16 protein-coding genes, 2 tRNA genes and 1 pseudogene are annotated in these 13,643 nt (G+C 60.1%); 4 read left to right on the top strand and 15 right to left on the bottom strand.

What is annotated here, in order from left to right:
• Positions 1-43: 43 nt before the first annotated feature.
• On the bottom strand, positions 44-976 hold the full coding sequence (gene feaR / locus V0R59_RS01665; protein WP_330075378.1) for a transcriptional regulator FeaR: 933 nt from the start codon (positions 974-976) through the stop codon (positions 44-46).
• A 295-nt stretch (positions 977-1,271) separates the two neighbouring features.
• On the opposite strand from feaR, the pseudogene V0R59_RS01660 reads away from it, so the two are divergent.
• Positions 1,272-1,655: pseudogene (locus V0R59_RS01660) on the top strand (LysR substrate-binding domain-containing protein); the annotation flags it as partial.
• Between the two features lie 150 nt (positions 1,656-1,805).
• Here V0R59_RS01660 and V0R59_RS01655 read toward each other — a convergent pair.
• The 10 genes from V0R59_RS01655 to thrS form a co-directional block, all read right to left on the bottom strand.
• A tRNA-Gly gene (locus V0R59_RS01655) sits at positions 1,806-1,881 on the bottom strand.
• Positions 1,882-1,979: 98 nt separating this feature from the next.
• Positions 1,980-2,056 (bottom strand) — tRNA-Pro (locus V0R59_RS01650).
• A 99-nt stretch (positions 2,057-2,155) separates the two neighbouring features.
• The gene (locus V0R59_RS01645; protein WP_009394050.1) at positions 2,156-2,512 is read right to left on the bottom strand and encodes a MerR family transcriptional regulator; all 357 of its coding nucleotides are present in this window, start codon (positions 2,510-2,512) and stop codon (positions 2,156-2,158) included.
• The gene (ihfA, locus tag V0R59_RS01640; protein WP_009394049.1) at positions 2,493-2,795 is read right to left on the bottom strand and encodes an integration host factor subunit alpha; all 303 of its coding nucleotides are present in this window, start codon (positions 2,793-2,795) and stop codon (positions 2,493-2,495) included. The genes V0R59_RS01645 and ihfA overlap by 20 nt, the downstream gene beginning before the upstream one ends.
• A 3-nt stretch (positions 2,796-2,798) precedes the next feature.
• The gene (gene pheT / locus V0R59_RS01635) at positions 2,799-5,174 is read right to left on the bottom strand and encodes a phenylalanine--tRNA ligase subunit beta (RefSeq protein ID WP_330075376.1); all 2,376 of its coding nucleotides are present in this window, start codon (positions 5,172-5,174) and stop codon (positions 2,799-2,801) included.
• Between the two features lie 36 nt (positions 5,175-5,210).
• Positions 5,211-6,227, bottom strand: coding sequence for a phenylalanine--tRNA ligase subunit alpha (gene pheS, locus V0R59_RS01630; protein WP_330075375.1), 1,017 nt, complete (start codon positions 6,225-6,227; stop codon positions 5,211-5,213).
• 107 nt (positions 6,228-6,334) lie between these two features.
• Positions 6,335-6,691, bottom strand: coding sequence for a 50S ribosomal protein L20 (gene rplT, locus V0R59_RS01625; protein ID WP_009394046.1), 357 nt, complete (start codon positions 6,689-6,691; stop codon positions 6,335-6,337).
• A gap of 28 nt (positions 6,692-6,719) precedes the next feature.
• A complete protein-coding gene (gene rpmI, locus V0R59_RS01620; RefSeq protein ID WP_009394045.1) occupies positions 6,720-6,914 on the bottom strand; it encodes a 50S ribosomal protein L35 in 195 nt (64 codons plus the stop codon).
• A gap of 60 nt (positions 6,915-6,974) precedes the next feature.
• Positions 6,975-7,526 (bottom strand): translation initiation factor IF-3, encoded by a 552-nt coding sequence (infC, locus tag V0R59_RS01615; RefSeq protein WP_330075444.1) that lies wholly within the window; start codon positions 7,524-7,526, stop codon positions 6,975-6,977.
• Entirely contained in the window at positions 7,526-9,448 is a 1,923-nt protein-coding gene (gene thrS, locus V0R59_RS01610) for a threonine--tRNA ligase (RefSeq protein WP_330075374.1), read from the bottom strand. The genes infC and thrS overlap by 1 nt, the downstream gene beginning before the upstream one ends.
• 365 nt (positions 9,449-9,813) lie before the next feature.
• On the opposite strand from thrS, the gene V0R59_RS01605 reads away from it, so the two are divergent.
• Together V0R59_RS01605 and V0R59_RS01600 are read left to right on the top strand one after the other, a co-directional pair.
• Positions 9,814-10,119, top strand: a complete 306-nt coding sequence (locus V0R59_RS01605) for a hypothetical protein (protein ID WP_330075373.1) — start codon at positions 9,814-9,816, stop codon at positions 10,117-10,119.
• Positions 10,120-10,271: 152 nt separating this feature from the next.
• Positions 10,272-10,484, top strand: a complete 213-nt coding sequence (locus V0R59_RS01600) for a cold-shock protein (RefSeq protein ID WP_330075372.1) — start codon at positions 10,272-10,274, stop codon at positions 10,482-10,484.
• A gap of 60 nt (positions 10,485-10,544) precedes the next feature.
• Here the strand turns inward: V0R59_RS01600 and V0R59_RS01595 are convergent, their stop codons facing one another.
• Positions 10,545-10,865, bottom strand: coding sequence for an I78 family peptidase inhibitor (locus tag V0R59_RS01595; protein ID WP_330075371.1), 321 nt, complete (start codon positions 10,863-10,865; stop codon positions 10,545-10,547).
• Positions 10,866-11,003: 138 nt separating this feature from the next.
• Positions 11,004-11,306 carry a hypothetical protein gene (locus tag V0R59_RS01590; RefSeq protein WP_330075370.1) on the bottom strand — a complete coding sequence of 101 codons (303 nt, stop codon included), beginning with the start codon at positions 11,304-11,306 and terminating at the stop codon, positions 11,004-11,006.
• Positions 11,307-11,493: 187 nt separating this feature from the next.
• Here V0R59_RS01590 and V0R59_RS01585 point away from each other — a divergent pair, with 187 nt between their 5' ends.
• Complete coding sequence (locus V0R59_RS01585; RefSeq protein ID WP_330075369.1) at positions 11,494-11,754, top strand: hypothetical protein; 261 nt, start codon at positions 11,494-11,496, stop codon at positions 11,752-11,754.
• Here V0R59_RS01585 and rbsK read toward each other — a convergent pair.
• Together rbsK and V0R59_RS01575 are read right to left on the bottom strand one after the other, a co-directional pair.
• Positions 11,699-12,607, bottom strand: a complete 909-nt coding sequence (gene rbsK / locus V0R59_RS01580; RefSeq protein WP_330075368.1) for a ribokinase — start codon at positions 12,605-12,607, stop codon at positions 11,699-11,701. The two genes, V0R59_RS01585 and rbsK, sit on opposite strands and share 56 nt — an antisense overlap.
• 9 nt (positions 12,608-12,616) lie before the next feature.
• Positions 12,617-13,639 carry a LacI family DNA-binding transcriptional regulator gene (locus V0R59_RS01575; protein WP_330075367.1) on the bottom strand — a complete coding sequence of 341 codons (1,023 nt, stop codon included), beginning with the start codon at positions 13,637-13,639 and terminating at the stop codon, positions 12,617-12,619.
• Positions 13,640-13,643 lie beyond the last annotated feature (4 nt).

The following is a 13,643-nucleotide window of genomic DNA, read 5'->3' as shown; positions in this document are numbered from 1 at the left end:
CTTGACTGTGACCGCCAACGCAGTTGGCATTTTTTGCCAAGGCTCACACCTGGAAGGCGTGAGCCCGGTAATCGCGGGGAGAAACCTCGAACTGGCGCTTGAACGCCCGGCTGAAATGGGCGACATCGACGAAGCCCCACTTGAAGGCGATCTGGGTGATCGACTGGCTGCGCAGGGTGTGGCTGCACAGGTCATGGGCCACCTTCGTCAGGCGAGTGCGCAGGATATAGCGCGAGACACTCTCGCCGTGTTCCTCGAACAAGCGGTAGAGGCTGCGCACCGAGGTGTGCAACTGGTCCGCCAGGTACGCAGGACCGAGGTCGATATCCTGCAGGGATTCTTCGATCAGATGCAGCGCGGTGGCGAACAGACTGTTGCTTTCCAGCAGGTGCCCCTCGCCCTGCACCTGCCCGGACATCGCCGGCAGCACCAGGGACACCAGCGCGCTCTGGATCGCCTGGCCGTCGTCGCCGTTGGCCGCGCCATCGCCGAGCATGCCGATGGACTGCACCAGCGAGCGCACCATGCGGCTGGACACGTTGTTGCGCGACAGCTTGCCGAACAGGTTATCGCCCTTGAACTGGCGGGTGACGATATCCCGCGACAGGTGCACCGAAACGTTTTCCACCAGGCCCAGGGGCTCGATCTCGAACAGCCGCGCCGAGTCGACCAGGGCGATGTCTTCAGGGCCCAGTTCCACTTCCATGCCGGCCTGGCGAATGCGTTGGCGGCCGCTGCGCTGGTAGATGAGGAAGCAATGGCTGTCGTCACTGTCGACGCCGATCAGCTCGCGGCTGATCAAGCGTGCGTTGGTACGGATATGGGCGGTGTCCAGTGCGCCTATGGTCTGGCTGTGGATCTCGCCGATGAAATGGCGGGTCAGGCTGGAAGGCAGGGTGCTGAAATTGCCACAGATGCTGCGCAATGACTGACACCAGCGTTCGAATCCAACCTGCTCGTTCGCTGACAGGAACATGGCGCCTCCGGGATTCTTGTTTTAGTTAACATATTATCTAAATTCGAGGAGAGCAAGCCGTTTAACGATACACAAAAATACAACGCTATAAAATTAAAGTATCGAGAAGACCACCCCCTCTTGCGCAACCTCCTCAACACGCCGAAGCACCGCTGGCGCTGCCACGCGCTGAAAAACGTCTGGTAACCCAGGAGATGTCATGGACCGTTTCGACGCAATGCAAACTTTCGTTCGCGTGGTGGAGACCGGTAGCTTCAGCAAGGCCGCCGGCACACTGCACATGAGCGATTGCGTACCGGCCCACCCTCGTGACCTTGAAGACAGCCAGCACCGCACCGTCGGCTACTTCTGGGTGCGCACCGGAAAGCCGCTTTCCCATGTAATGAAGAAGGGAGAAGAAACACAGCAGGTCCGTGGCCGCCCTGTACTCACGGTGGATGACGGCAACGCCTACCTGGCTGCCGGGATTACTGGCATGGGGACCGTGGCTCCCCGATACATGGCGGAGGATGCCGTGACGCGCAGGGAACTGGTGGAATTGTTCACAGACTGGGCTCTCGAGAGCATGCCGATCTACCTGGCCTTTCCACCCAATCGTCATGTCAGCGCGAAGCTGCGGGTATTCATCGACTGCATGGTGGAGTTGATGGCACGCCACGCACCGGTAACTGGGCATTGATGGGCTGAAGAGCCTTCTCCAGTACAAAAACAAACGCCCCGAACAAGTCGGGGCGTTTGATCTAGCACCTATGAGTGTGTTTCGCACATCTGTTTCGGTGCTTTTTTCAACGACTTTACAGACTCCAATGGAAACCTGTAGATCGATATTTGGAGCGGGAAACGAGACTCGAACTCGCGACCCCGACCTTGGCAAGGTCGTGCTCTACCAACTGAGCTATTCCCGCAAAACTACAACATCACTACCGAGGTGGACTGAATCTCTATTCACCATCGGATTAAAAAATCCAGTCACCGATAAGTAACTGGATCTCTAGGGATTTTTTGGTCGGGACGGAGTGATTCGAACACTCGACCCCTTGCACCCCATGCAAGTGCGCTACCGGGCTGCGCTACGCCCCGACACTGCTCTCGATGTTGCTGAGAGCGTTGAAGAATCTACCTTAAGCTTTTGAATTTTGGAAGGATTATTTTCATAACCCCATCAAAACCCACCTTGGGTCACTTCTTCAGGACCACCAGCACATCCTCCAGTTCGACAATCATCTGTCGAATCAGTTGTTTGTACTGGGTGGTGTCGTCCTTGGCTTCATCACTGGAAAGGCGCAGACGCGCACCGCCGATGGTGAAGCCCTGGTCGTACAGCAAGGCGCGGATCTGGCGGATCATCAGCACGTCCTGGCGCTGATAATAACGGCGGTTTCCGCGGCGCTTGACCGGGTTGAGCTGGGGAAACTCCTGCTCCCAGTAACGCAGCACGTGCGGCTTCACCGCACAAAGCTCACTCACTTCACCAATGGTGAAGTAGCGTTTTCCCGGGATAGGCGGGAGTTCGTCGTTATGGCTTGGTTCCAGCATAAGCCTCAACCCGGGCCTTCAGTTTCTGCCCTGGACGAAAGGTGACGACGCGGCGTGCCGTGATCGGGATTTCTTCCCCGGTTTTCGGGTTGCGTCCCGGACGCTGGCGCTTGTCGCGCAGGTCGAAATTGCCGAATCCGGACAATTTGACCTGCTCGTTGTCTTCAAGAGCGTGCCTGATTTCCTCAAAGAACAGTTCGACCAATTCCTTGGCCTCACGCTTGTTCAGGCCCAGCTCCTCGTACAGCCGTTCTGCCATCTCAGCTTTCGTCAGAGCACCCATACGCTATTTCCTTAACGTGGTGTTCAACCTTTGTTCGAGCGAGGTGAGGATGTTTTGGGTCGTGGCGTTCACCTCATCGTCGTTAAGAGTGCGCGATGGATGTTGCCAGGTCAAGCCGACCGCCAGGCTTTTTCTATCAGGATCAATGCCTTTACCCTGGTAGACGTCAAACAGCCTGAGGTCCGTGAGCCATTCACCTGCATTGTCACGAATTACTTCGAGCACTGCGCTCGCGGCAACATCACGACCGGCAATCAGTGCCAGGTCACGACGAACTTCCGGGAACTTCGACAGCTCGTGGAACTTCGGCAGGCGCCCTTCCACCACTTCGCCCAACACCAGCTCGAAGAGGAACACACTCCGCTCCAGCCCCAGGGTCTTGGCCAGCTCCGGGTGCAGCGCGCCCAGGTAACCGACTTCACGACCATCACGCTCGATACGTGCAGTCTGCCCCGGGTGCAGAGCCGGATGCTTGCCGGCAGCGAAGGTGAATTCGCCCAGCGAGCCAGAAGCGTTCAGCAACGCTTCGACATCTGCTTTCACATCGAAGAAGTCGATGCCGTCACGACCGTTGGCCCAGGCTTCCGGCAGGCGGCTGCCGCAGACCACGCCAGCGAGCATCGGCTGCTGTTGCAGGCCGTCGAGCTGACCGACGAAACGCAGACCGCTTTCGAACAGGCGTACGCGATCCTGCTGGCGGTTGAGGTTGTGCTGCAGCGCCTTGACCAGGCCCGGCCACAAGGACGAACGCATGGCGGCCATGTCGCTGGAGATCGGGTTGGCCAGCAGCAGCGGCTCGACGCCAGGCGTGAACAGTTCGAACAGTTTCGGGTCGATGAAGCTGTAGGTGATCGCTTCCTGGTAGCCACGGGCAACCAGAAGGCGACGCAGGGCCGGCAGCTCGCCACGGGCTTCGGCACGAGCCTGCGGGGCCAGGCGCGCTTGCGGATAACGGACCGGCAGGCGGTTGTAGCCGTAGAGACGGCCCAGCTCTTCGATCAGGTCGACTTCCAGGCTGATGTCGAAGCGATGGCTCGGCACTTCGACCTGCCACTGCCCTTCCCCGGCGCTGGTTTTCAGACCCAGGGCGTTGAGCAGTTGCTCGACTTCGGCGCTGGCCATTTCCATGCCCAGCATCTGGCTGATGCGTTCGGCACGCAGGGTGATCGGAGCGACTTGTGGCAGGTGCTGCGCACTCAGGGTCTCGATGACCGGGCCGGCTTCGCCGCCGACGATCTCCAGGATCAGGCCGGTGGCGCGTTCCATGGCTTCACGGGCCAGTTGCGAGTCGACGCCACGCTCGTAGCGGTGCGAGGCATCGGTGTGCAGGCCATAAGAACGGGCCTTGCCGGCAACGGAAATCGGCTCGAAGAACGCGCTTTCCAGGAAGATGTCCTTGGTGGTCGCGGACACGCCGCTGTGCTCGCCACCCATCACGCCAGCGATGGCCAGGGCACGGCTGTGGTCGGCGATGACCAGGGTGTCGGCACGCAGGGTCACTTCCTGGCCGTCCAGCAGGACCAGCTTCTCGCCCTCTTCGGCCATGCGCACGCGAATGCCGCCGTTGATCTCGGCGAGGTCGAAGGCGTGCAGCGGCTGGCCCAGTTCGAGCATCACGTAGTTGGTGATGTCGACTGCAGCGTCGATGCTGCGCACATCGGCACGACGCAAGCGCTCGACCATCCACAGCGGGGTCGGACGCGACAGGTCGACATTGCGGATCACCCGGCCCAGGTAGCGTGGGCAGGCGGCTGGCGCGAGGACGTCAACCGGACGTACTTCGTCGTGGGCCGGCGCGACGGCAGGCACTACCGGACGGGTGACCGGCGCGGCGTACAAGGCGCCGACTTCACGGGCCAGACCGGCCAGGGACAGGCAGTCACCGCGGTTCGGGGTCAGGTCGACCTCGATGCTGGCGTCGTCGAGATCCAAGTACTCACGGATATCCTGGCCGACCGGGGCATCGGCGGCCAGTTCCAGCAGGCCGTCGTTGTCGTCACTGATCTGCAGTTCGGAAGCCGAGCACAGCATGCCGTTGGATTCGACACCGCGCAGCTTGGCCTTCTTGATCTTGAAGTCGCCTGGCAGCTCGGCGCCAATCATGGCGAATGGGATCTTCAGGCCCGGGCGCACATTCGGCGCACCGCAGACGACCTGGAAGGTCTCGCTGCCGTTGCTCACCTGGCACACGCGCAGCTTGTCGGCGTCGGGATGTTGCTCGGTGCTCAGCACCTCGCCCACCACGATACCGCTGAATTGGCCGGCGGCCGGGGTCACGCTGTCGACTTCAAGACCTGCCATCGACAGACGAGCCACCAGCTCGTCACGGGAAACCTGCGGGTTGACCCAACCGCGCAGCCACTTTTCACTGAATTTCATCCTGCTCTCCTGAAAGATTCGTTACGGGTGCGCGACCTAGCGAAATTGCGCAAGGAACCGCAAGTCGTTGTCGAAGAACAGACGCAAATCGTTGACGCCATAGCGCAGCATGGCCAGGCGCTCGGCACCCATGCCGAAGGCGAAGCCAGAGAACTCTTCGGGGTCGATGCCGGACATGCGCAGCACGTTCGGATGCACCATGCCGCAGCCCATGACTTCCAGCCAACCGGTCTGCTTGCACACGCGGCAGCCTTTGCCGCTGCACATCACACACTGGATATCGACTTCAGCCGAAGGCTCGGTGAAGGGGAAGAAGGACGGACGGAAGCGGACCGCCAGTTCTTTCTCGAAGAACACCCGCAGGAATTCCTCGATGGTGCCCTTGAGGTCGGCGAAATTGATGTCGCGATCGACCAGCAGGCCTTCGACCTGGTGGAACATCGGCGAGTGGGTCAGGTCCGAGTCGCAGCGATAGACGCGGCCCGGGCAGACGATGCGGATCGGCGGCTGCGAGGACTCCATGGTCCGCACCTGCACCGGCGAGGTGTGGGTGCGCAGCAGCATGTTCGCATTGAAATAGAAGGTGTCGTGCATTGCCCGAGCCGGGTGGTGGCCGGGAATGTTGAGCGCTTCGAAGTTGTGGTAGTCGTCTTCGACCTCGGGGCCTTCGGCAATGCCGTAGCCAATGTGGGTGAAGAACTGCTCGATGCGTTCGAGAGTACGGGTGATCGGGTGCAAACCACCGGAAGTCTGGCCACGGCCCGGCAAGGTCACGTCAATGCATTCGGCCGCCAGGCGAGCACTGAGCTCAGCTTCTTCGAAGGCAGTCTTGCGCGCATTGAGCACTTCGGTGACGCGTTCCTTGGCGTCGTTGATCAGGGCGCCGACTTTCGGACGCTCATCGGCAGGCAGGTTGCCCAGGGTCTTCATCACCTGGGTCAGTTCGCCTTTCTTGCCAAGGAATTGAACCCGGATCTGCTCCAGGGCATTGATGTCTTCAGCGCGTTCCACAGCCTCCAGGGCTTGGGAGACCAGCGCATCCAGGTTTTCCATGTACAGACTCCAGATACGAAATAGGGGAAGAGCTTACAGGCTCTTCCCCTATTTATGACGTTTAACATTCGCCGCCGGATTCGACGGCGAATGATTGTCGTGGGTACTTAAGCCAGGACGGCTTTAGCTTTCTCGACAATCGCAGCAAACGCCGCTTTTTCGTTCACTGCCAGATCAGCCAGAACCTTACGGTCGATCTCGATGGACGCCTTTTTCAGACCGGCGATCAGACGGCTGTAGGACAGACCGTTGTTACGAGCACCAGCATTGATACGGGCGATCCACAGAGCGCGGAACTGACGTTTTTTCTGACGACGGTCGCGGTAGGCGTATTGGCCTGCCTTGATGACCGCTTGCTTGGCAACACGGAATACGCGGGAACGCGCGCCGTAGTAGCCTTTAGCCAGTTTCAGAATTTTCTTGTGACGCTTACGAGCGATGACGCCACGCTTTACACGAGCCATGAGTTATATCCTCTATCTTTGACCGAAATTAACGTACGCGCAGCATGCGCTCGACTTTTGCAACGTCCGACGGGTGCAGCAGGCTGCTACCACGCAGTTGACGCTTACGCTTGGTCGACATTTTGGTCAGGATGTGGCTCTTGAAAGCGTGCTTGTGCTTGAAGCCGGAAGCAGTTTTCAGGAAACGCTTCGCTGCACCGCTCTTGGTTTTCATTTTTGGCATGTTCGGATACTCCGCATTCAGTGGATAAACATAACCGCAAGGCCTGCCGTGCCCTGGTGGTTATTTCTTTTTCTTGGGGGCGATGACCATCATAAGCTGGCGTCCTTCCATCTTCGGATGCTGCTCAACGGTGCCGTATTCGGCGAGGTCGGCTTCGACCCGCTTCAACAGCTCCATGCCCAGCTCCTGGTGAGCCATCTCACGGCCACGGAATCTCAGAGAGATCTTGGCCTTGTCCCCATCACTAAGGAAACGTACCAGGTTGCGTAGTTTTACCTGGTAATCCCCTTCCTCCGTCCCTGGACGAAACTTGATTTCTTTGATCTGGATCTGCTTCTGGTTCTTCTTCGCCGCAGCCTGCTGCTTCTTCTTCTCGAAGAGGCTCTTGCCGTAGTCCATGACACGGCAGACAGGGGGTACAGCGTCAGCAGAAATTTCTACCAGATCCAGCTTCGCTTCATCAGCGATACGAAGCGCTTCATCAATCGAGACGATGCCAATCTGCTCGCCGTCAGCGCCAATTAACCGAACCTCGCGTGCCGAGATATTCTCGTTGATCGGGGCCTTCGGTGCAGTTCGTTTATCCTGTCTCATATCACGCTTAATGGTAATTACTCCGAATCTTGGCGACCACGCCGGGAAACCGCTTGCGCAAGCAAGTCCGCGAACTGGGCGACGGGCATGGAACCCAGGTCAGCACCTTCACGGGTACGCACAGCGACAGTTTGCGTTTCGACTTCCCGATCTCCAATAACCAAGAGATAGGGAACCTTGAGCAAGGTATGCTCGCGGATTTTAAAGCCGATCTTTTCATTTCTCAAGTCGGACTTGGCACGGAATCCGCTATTGGACAGGGTTTTTTCCACCTGCTGAGCAAATTCGGCCTGTTTGTCGGTGATATTCATGATCACCGCCTGGGTTGGCGCCAGCCAGGCCGGGAACGCGCCCTCGTAGTGCTCGATCAGGATTCCGACGAAACGCTCGAACGAACCGAGGATCGCCCGGTGCAGCATCACGGGATGCTTGCGGCCATTGTCTTCAGAGACGTATTCGGCGCCAAGACGGATCGGCAGGTTGAAGTCCAGCTGCAGGGTACCGCACTGCCAGACACGGCCCAGGCAGTCCTTGAGCGAGAACTCGATCTTCGGACCGTAGAAGGCGCCCTCACCCGGCTGCAGATCATACGGCAGGCCGGCGTTGTCGAGAGCAGCTGCCAATGCGGCTTCGGCACGATCCCACAGCTCGTCGGAGCCGACACGTTTTTCCGGACGAGTGGACAGCTTGAGCTGGATGTCCTGGAAGCCGAAGTCAGAGTAGACGTCCATGGTCAGCTTGATGAAAGCCGCCGATTCCGACTGCATCTGCTCTTCGGTGCAGAAGATGTGCGCGTCGTCCTGGGTGAAGCCACGCACGCGCATGATGCCGTGCAGCGCACCGGACGCCTCGTTGCGGTGGCAGGCACCGAACTCGGCCAGACGCAGCGGCAGCTCGCGGTAGCTCTTCAGACCCTGGTTGAATACCTGCACGTGGCATGGGCAGTTCATCGGCTTGACCGCGTAGTCGCGGTTTTCCGACTGGGTGGTGAACATATTGTCGGCGTAGTTGGCCCAGTGACCGGACTTTTCCCACAGGGTGCGATCGACGACCTGCGGAGTCTTGATCTCCAGGTAGCCGTTCTCGCGCTGGATCTGGCGCATGTACTGCTCGAGAACCTGGTACAGGGTCCAGCCATTGGGGTGCCAGAACACCATGCCCGGCGCTTCTTCCTGGAGATGGAACAGGCCCAGGCGCTTGCCGATCTTGCGGTGATCGCGCTTCTCGGCTTCCTCGATGCGCTGGATATAGGCGGCCAGCTGCTTCTTGTCGGCCCAGGCGGTACCGTAGACACGCTGCAACTGCTCGTTCTTGGCATCGCCGCGCCAGTAGGCACCGGACAGCTTGGTCAGTTTGAACGACTTGAGGAAACGGGTATTCGGCACGTGCGGACCGCGGCACATGTCGACGTATTCTTCGTGGTAGTACAGGCCCATGGCCTGCTCATTCGGCATGTCCTCGACCAGACGCAGCTTGTAGTCCTCGCCACGGGCCTGGAACACCTCGATCACCTCGGCGCGCGGGGTGACCTTCTTGATGACGTCGTAGTCCTTGTCGATCAGCTGTTGCATGCGCTGCTCGATCGCTGCCATGTCTTCCGGCGTGAAAGGACGCTCGTAGGCGATGTCGTAGTAGAAGCCTTCGTCGATGACCGGACCGATGACCATCTTTGCGGTCGGGTACAGCTGTTTCACCGCGTGACCGACCAGGTGCGCGCAGGAGTGACGAATGATTTCCAGCCCCTCTTCGTCCTTGGGCGTGATGATTTGCAGACGGGCGTCGTGTTCGATCAGGTCGCAAGCGTCGACCAGCTTGCCATCGACCTTGCCGGCCAGGGTGGCCTTGGCCAGGCCTGCGCCAATGGATGCGGCGACCTCGGCGACGGTAACCGCCTTGTCGAACGTGCGTTGACTGCCATCGGGAAGAGTAATTACGGGCATGGCGCCTCCTCTCCTAGTGGTGACCCCTACCAAAGGTCACGTGGGTTGGGATGAGCCAGTACGCGATTCGCCCCTGTCCCTCCTTGCGGAAGGCCTGCCTCACAGTGGCAGAAGTCGGATGCCTGCCAGGGAACGAACCAGAGTGACTGGAACAGAAATGGTCCGGGAACGCGCGAAACAGAGGTTCGCTGAACCCGAGCCGGGCATGCTAGCACACGGATCGGCACCTGCGAGGGACTGGAGTGCCGACAAGTGGAAATATTTGGAAAAAGGCTACGTCGGTGAACTCCTACGGATTTTTTCCGCTCAGAGTTTCTGAAGCGTCCTACTCTTCCATGAGACCGACTACCAAGGAGTACCTGGTTATGCGCCTTCATTCCCTCCTCGCCCTGGCCGCCGCCGGAGCCCTGCTGATGCCTTTGGCCGCCAATGCCGGCAAGTTTCCTCCCGGCAAGGAAGGCACCTATATGGATCAATGCATTCAGGCCGCGAACGGACAAGGCGTCGATGCCAAGACCGCCAACGGTCACTGCAAGTGCGGCAAGGAAGCCATTGAAAAGAATTTCACCGACAAGGAAATTGCAGCCCTGGACAGCACCACCGGCGTTGACGCCGCGCTCATGCAACGCGCCCAGACTGCAGTGAAGACGGCATGCCCGCCAAAAAAATGAAGGCGATCAGGCACACCCTTGCGCCAGATCAGCATTCGCTGAAGCGAAAAGCCACCACGCGCGAATAATTCGACTATGATGTCCGAGTGCATCCTGTTGGCTCTCGGCGACACCGCACTACCGAAAATCAAGTTTTCCTGGAGATACACCCCATGTCCAATCGCCAAAACGGCACCGTCAAATGGTTCAACGATGAGAAAGGCTACGGCTTCATCACTCCTCAAGGTGGCGGCGACGACTTGTTCGTACACTTCAAGGCCATCGAATCGGACGGCTTCAAATCCCTGAAGGAAGGCCAGTCCGTTTCCTTCGTGGCCGAAAAAGGCCAGAAGGGCATGCAGGCTGCACAGGTTCGCCCAGAGTAAGTTCTCTGCCGAATAAAAAACCCGTCGCTCGCGACGGGTTTTTTTATGCCTACGTGCCGGTCAACCGCAGTTGACCCGACTGACCACGCCCTTGTCGTCGACATGCATGTTCAGACGCTCGGAGCGGTACTCCAGGGTGATCACATCGGTTGGCTTGAGGATACGGGCCAATTGCGAGCCGCTTGCCTTGCGCGCCTGCTCCAGCAGATCGGCGGAAGCCGACTTGCCCACGGCGAAGCCCGCGCCGCTGGCGTCGCAACGGCCATCGGTGGTAGCGGCCACTACGGGCTCGGGCGCCTTCGAGGCGCTGCCGCCGCTACTGCAACCTGCCAGGACCGCGGCGGCCAGCAGGGTTACCAGTGATGCACGCATGGGAAACATGAACTCTCCTTAGGGGTACGGATGCTGCCTTATCCGACAGCATTTGAAGCCTGTTGTTGCAAAATCGAGTCAGTCTGCCTGACTCCCCCGACCAGAGGAAATGACAATCGTGTCTGGATTTTGCGTCAGCGCACCGCGTCAATACAGGTCAATATAGTCGCTAGCAGGCTTTGGCCAGTTGTCCTGCAAGGCCTTGAACACCTGCTGGACCCAGCGCTCATCCTCGGCGGCAGCGGGACCGACACAGCCGGAGCCGGCCGCCCAGGTTTCCAGGCGAAACAGAAGCCCATCGAGCTGAGCACCACCGACCACCTCGGATAGCCAGGCCTGCCCACCGCGGTTGACCCGCAACTGGTTGTGTCTTGCTCCATTGCCATTGGCGATCAACTGGCGCACTTGCTCAAGGGTGAATTGCTGCGGATCATTGAGATCGATATTCATGCTGCCATCCTGCCGGGCGAAATACCTTTAGTTTGCCACGCAGGCATCCTTATGCCTAAGTCGCAGAGCGGCTAGCGGACAAGGCTGGTTAAACTGGAGTAATGGCGGTGCTACTTGGCCCACAGCCGCCGAAACGCCATTGGCCTGGCGTTTCATCCTATCTCGTATGGGCCGCTCCGAGACCACCATGACCAGCCACAGCATCGATGCCGACATCAAGGTGAAATGGCCCGAAGGCCAGAGCGCCTACAGCCCGGGAACAGCGGAAGAACTGACCCTTATCGCGATCGACCTGCTAGTCAAGGAAATGGGCAGCGATGCCGCGCGCACCTTCATTGACCAGGTCTTCGAGCGCTACCGGCACGAGCCGGTGTCCGCTCCCTCCCATGACCTCACGCTCCGAGCTCAGCCAACCCCGGAATCGACGGCTGAGCCCCTGCGCGAGTAACCGAGATCGCCGCGGCTCGCTGACCGAACAGGATCGCCTCGCGTTCGCTGCATCCCCGTGCCAGCGCTGCGGCGAATCCACCCACGAAGGTATCCCCTGCTGCCGTGGTGTCCACCGCCTGTACCACGGGCGCAGCAAAGTGCTCGCTACCTTCCGCACCGACCAGCAAAGCCCCCTCTGCCCCCAGGGTCACGATCACCCGAGCGACACCCAGATCACGAAGATGCAGGGCCACCGCCTCGGCCGATGACAGGTCCGTCACTGGCAGCCCCGTCAGGGCCGACGACTCGCTTTCGTTGGGGATCAGGTAGTCGATGTTCGCCAGCCACTCCAGCGGCAGCGGGCCGGTAGCCGGCGCCGGATTGAGAATCACCGTCTTGCCCAGGGCCCGCCCTCGTGCCAGTGCGTAGGCCACCGTCTGTGGCGGAACCTCCATCTGACAGACGATGGCATCGGCATCCTGTAGCAAGGCGTCGAAGCGCGCGATCGAGTCTGGCAACAAGCAGCCGTTGCTGCCGGCGACGATGACAATGGCATTCTGGCTGGCAGCATCCACCACGATCAGCGCCACACCGCTGGATACACCGGCAACCACCTCCACCGCCTGGCTATCGATGCCCTCGGCTACCAATCCGTCACGCAATTGCCGACCATAAGCGTCGTCGCCGACACAGCCGATCATCGCCACCGATGCACCGAGACGCGCTGCAGCAACAGCCTGGTTGGCGCCCTTGCCACCGGGAACCGTGGTGAACGATTCCCCGGCCAAGGTTTCCCCTGCCCGCGGCAGGCGCTCGGCACGGGTCACCAGGTCCATGTTGAGACTGCCCACCACCACTACCCTGCCGTGCATGACATACCTTCAACGCTGCTCACTGAACAGATCCGGACTCGGACCGGTGGACTCGCGCAGGACGATCTTCGGCGCGACGATACGTTGCTCCACCGCCACAGGCCCTGGCCCGCTGATGCGCCGCAACAGCACCGACGCGGCCATTTCCCCCAGATCGCGAATGGATTGCCCCACGGTGGTCAGCGCCGGATAGACGTACTGGCACATCTGGATGTCATCGAAACCGATCACCGAGAGCTCATCCGGCACACTGATGTCACGTTCCGCCGCAGCGCGCAGCACCCCCATGCCGATCATGTCGTTGCCGGCGAAAATCGCCGTGGGCCGGCTGCCGCGCAACAAGTTCGCCGCCGCGCCGTAGCCGCCGAGACTGGTGAAATCGCTGTTCACCACCCGCCCCGCCTCCGGTTTCACCCCGGCCTCGTTCAAGGCCCGATGGAAGCCCGCAAGGCGCAATGTTGCCACGCTGGTGTCGGCCGGCCCGTTGATGCAGGCAATGTCTGTGTGCCCAAGGTCAAGCAGATGCCGGGTCGCCAGATAGGCACCCTGCTCATGATCGATTCGCACCAGATCGGCATCCACGCCTTCCAGCGCCCTGTCGAGGATGACCATGGGCGTACGCACGCTGGACAGGCTGTCGAGCAGGTCACGGTCCTCGCCCACCGATGCGACGATAAGGCCGTCGATGCGCTTTTCCAGCAGCACCCGCAGGTAGCTGCGCTGCTTTTGCGGGTTGTCGTCGGAGTTGCACAGGATCACGCAGTAGCCATTGCGTTCGCAGGCGTCCTCGATGCCCCTGGCCAGCTCGGCGAAATACGGGTTGACGCTGTTCGGCACCAGCAGGCCGATGGTCGCGGTGCTGCGCGCCTTGAGCGAGCGCGCCACGGCGCTGGGCACGTAGTCGAGTTCAGCAATGGCCGCCTCCACCTTGAGCCGCACAGGCTCACTGACAGGGCGAGTCTTGTTCAGCACGTGAGACACCGTGGTGTAGGAAATGCCGGCCAGTGCGGCGACGTCTTTTATGGTTGCCATGCTT

It is taken from the genome of Pseudomonas ulcerans (assembly GCF_036324125.1).
GTDB lineage: Bacteria > Pseudomonadota > Gammaproteobacteria > Pseudomonadales > Pseudomonadaceae > Aquipseudomonas > Aquipseudomonas ulcerans.
This window is presented reverse-complemented; position numbering and strand designations above follow the sequence as displayed.

Bases quoted from the DNA above. Each gene is read 5' to 3' on its own strand.
- V0R59_RS01595 (WP_330075371.1), bottom strand. From the start codon at position 10,865: ATGTTTCCCATGCGTGCATCACTGGTAACCCTGCTGGCCGCCGCGGTC.
- V0R59_RS01590 (WP_330075370.1), bottom strand. From the start codon at position 11,306: ATGAATATCGATCTCAATGATCCGCAGCAATTCACCCTTGAGCAAGTG.
- rpmI (WP_009394045.1), bottom strand. From the start codon at position 6,914: ATGCCAAAAATGAAAACCAAGAGCGGTGCAGCGAAGCGTTTCCTGAAA.
- V0R59_RS01575 (WP_330075367.1), bottom strand. From the start codon at position 13,639: ATGGCAACCATAAAAGACGTCGCCGCACTGGCCGGCATTTCCTACACC.
- V0R59_RS01585 (WP_330075369.1), top strand. From the start codon at position 11,494: ATGACCAGCCACAGCATCGATGCCGACATCAAGGTGAAATGGCCCGAA.
- feaR (WP_330075378.1), bottom strand. From the start codon at position 976: ATGTTCCTGTCAGCGAACGAGCAGGTTGGATTCGAACGCTGGTGTCAG.
- pheT (WP_330075376.1), bottom strand. From the start codon at position 5,174: ATGAAATTCAGTGAAAAGTGGCTGCGCGGTTGGGTCAACCCGCAGGTT.
- ihfA (WP_009394049.1), bottom strand. From the start codon at position 2,795: ATGGGTGCTCTGACGAAAGCTGAGATGGCAGAACGGCTGTACGAGGAG.
- V0R59_RS01600 (WP_330075372.1), top strand. From the start codon at position 10,272: ATGTCCAATCGCCAAAACGGCACCGTCAAATGGTTCAACGATGAGAAA.
- V0R59_RS01645 (WP_009394050.1), bottom strand. From the start codon at position 2,512: ATGCTGGAACCAAGCCATAACGACGAACTCCCGCCTATCCCGGGAAAA.
- thrS (WP_330075374.1), bottom strand. From the start codon at position 9,448: ATGCCCGTAATTACTCTTCCCGATGGCAGTCAACGCACGTTCGACAAG.
- rplT (WP_009394046.1), bottom strand. From the start codon at position 6,691: ATGGCTCGTGTAAAGCGTGGCGTCATCGCTCGTAAGCGTCACAAGAAA.
- rbsK (WP_330075368.1), bottom strand. From the start codon at position 12,607: ATGCACGGCAGGGTAGTGGTGGTGGGCAGTCTCAACATGGACCTGGTG.
- V0R59_RS01605 (WP_330075373.1), top strand. From the start codon at position 9,814: ATGCGCCTTCATTCCCTCCTCGCCCTGGCCGCCGCCGGAGCCCTGCTG.
- pheS (WP_330075375.1), bottom strand. From the start codon at position 6,227: ATGGAAAACCTGGATGCGCTGGTCTCCCAAGCCCTGGAGGCTGTGGAA.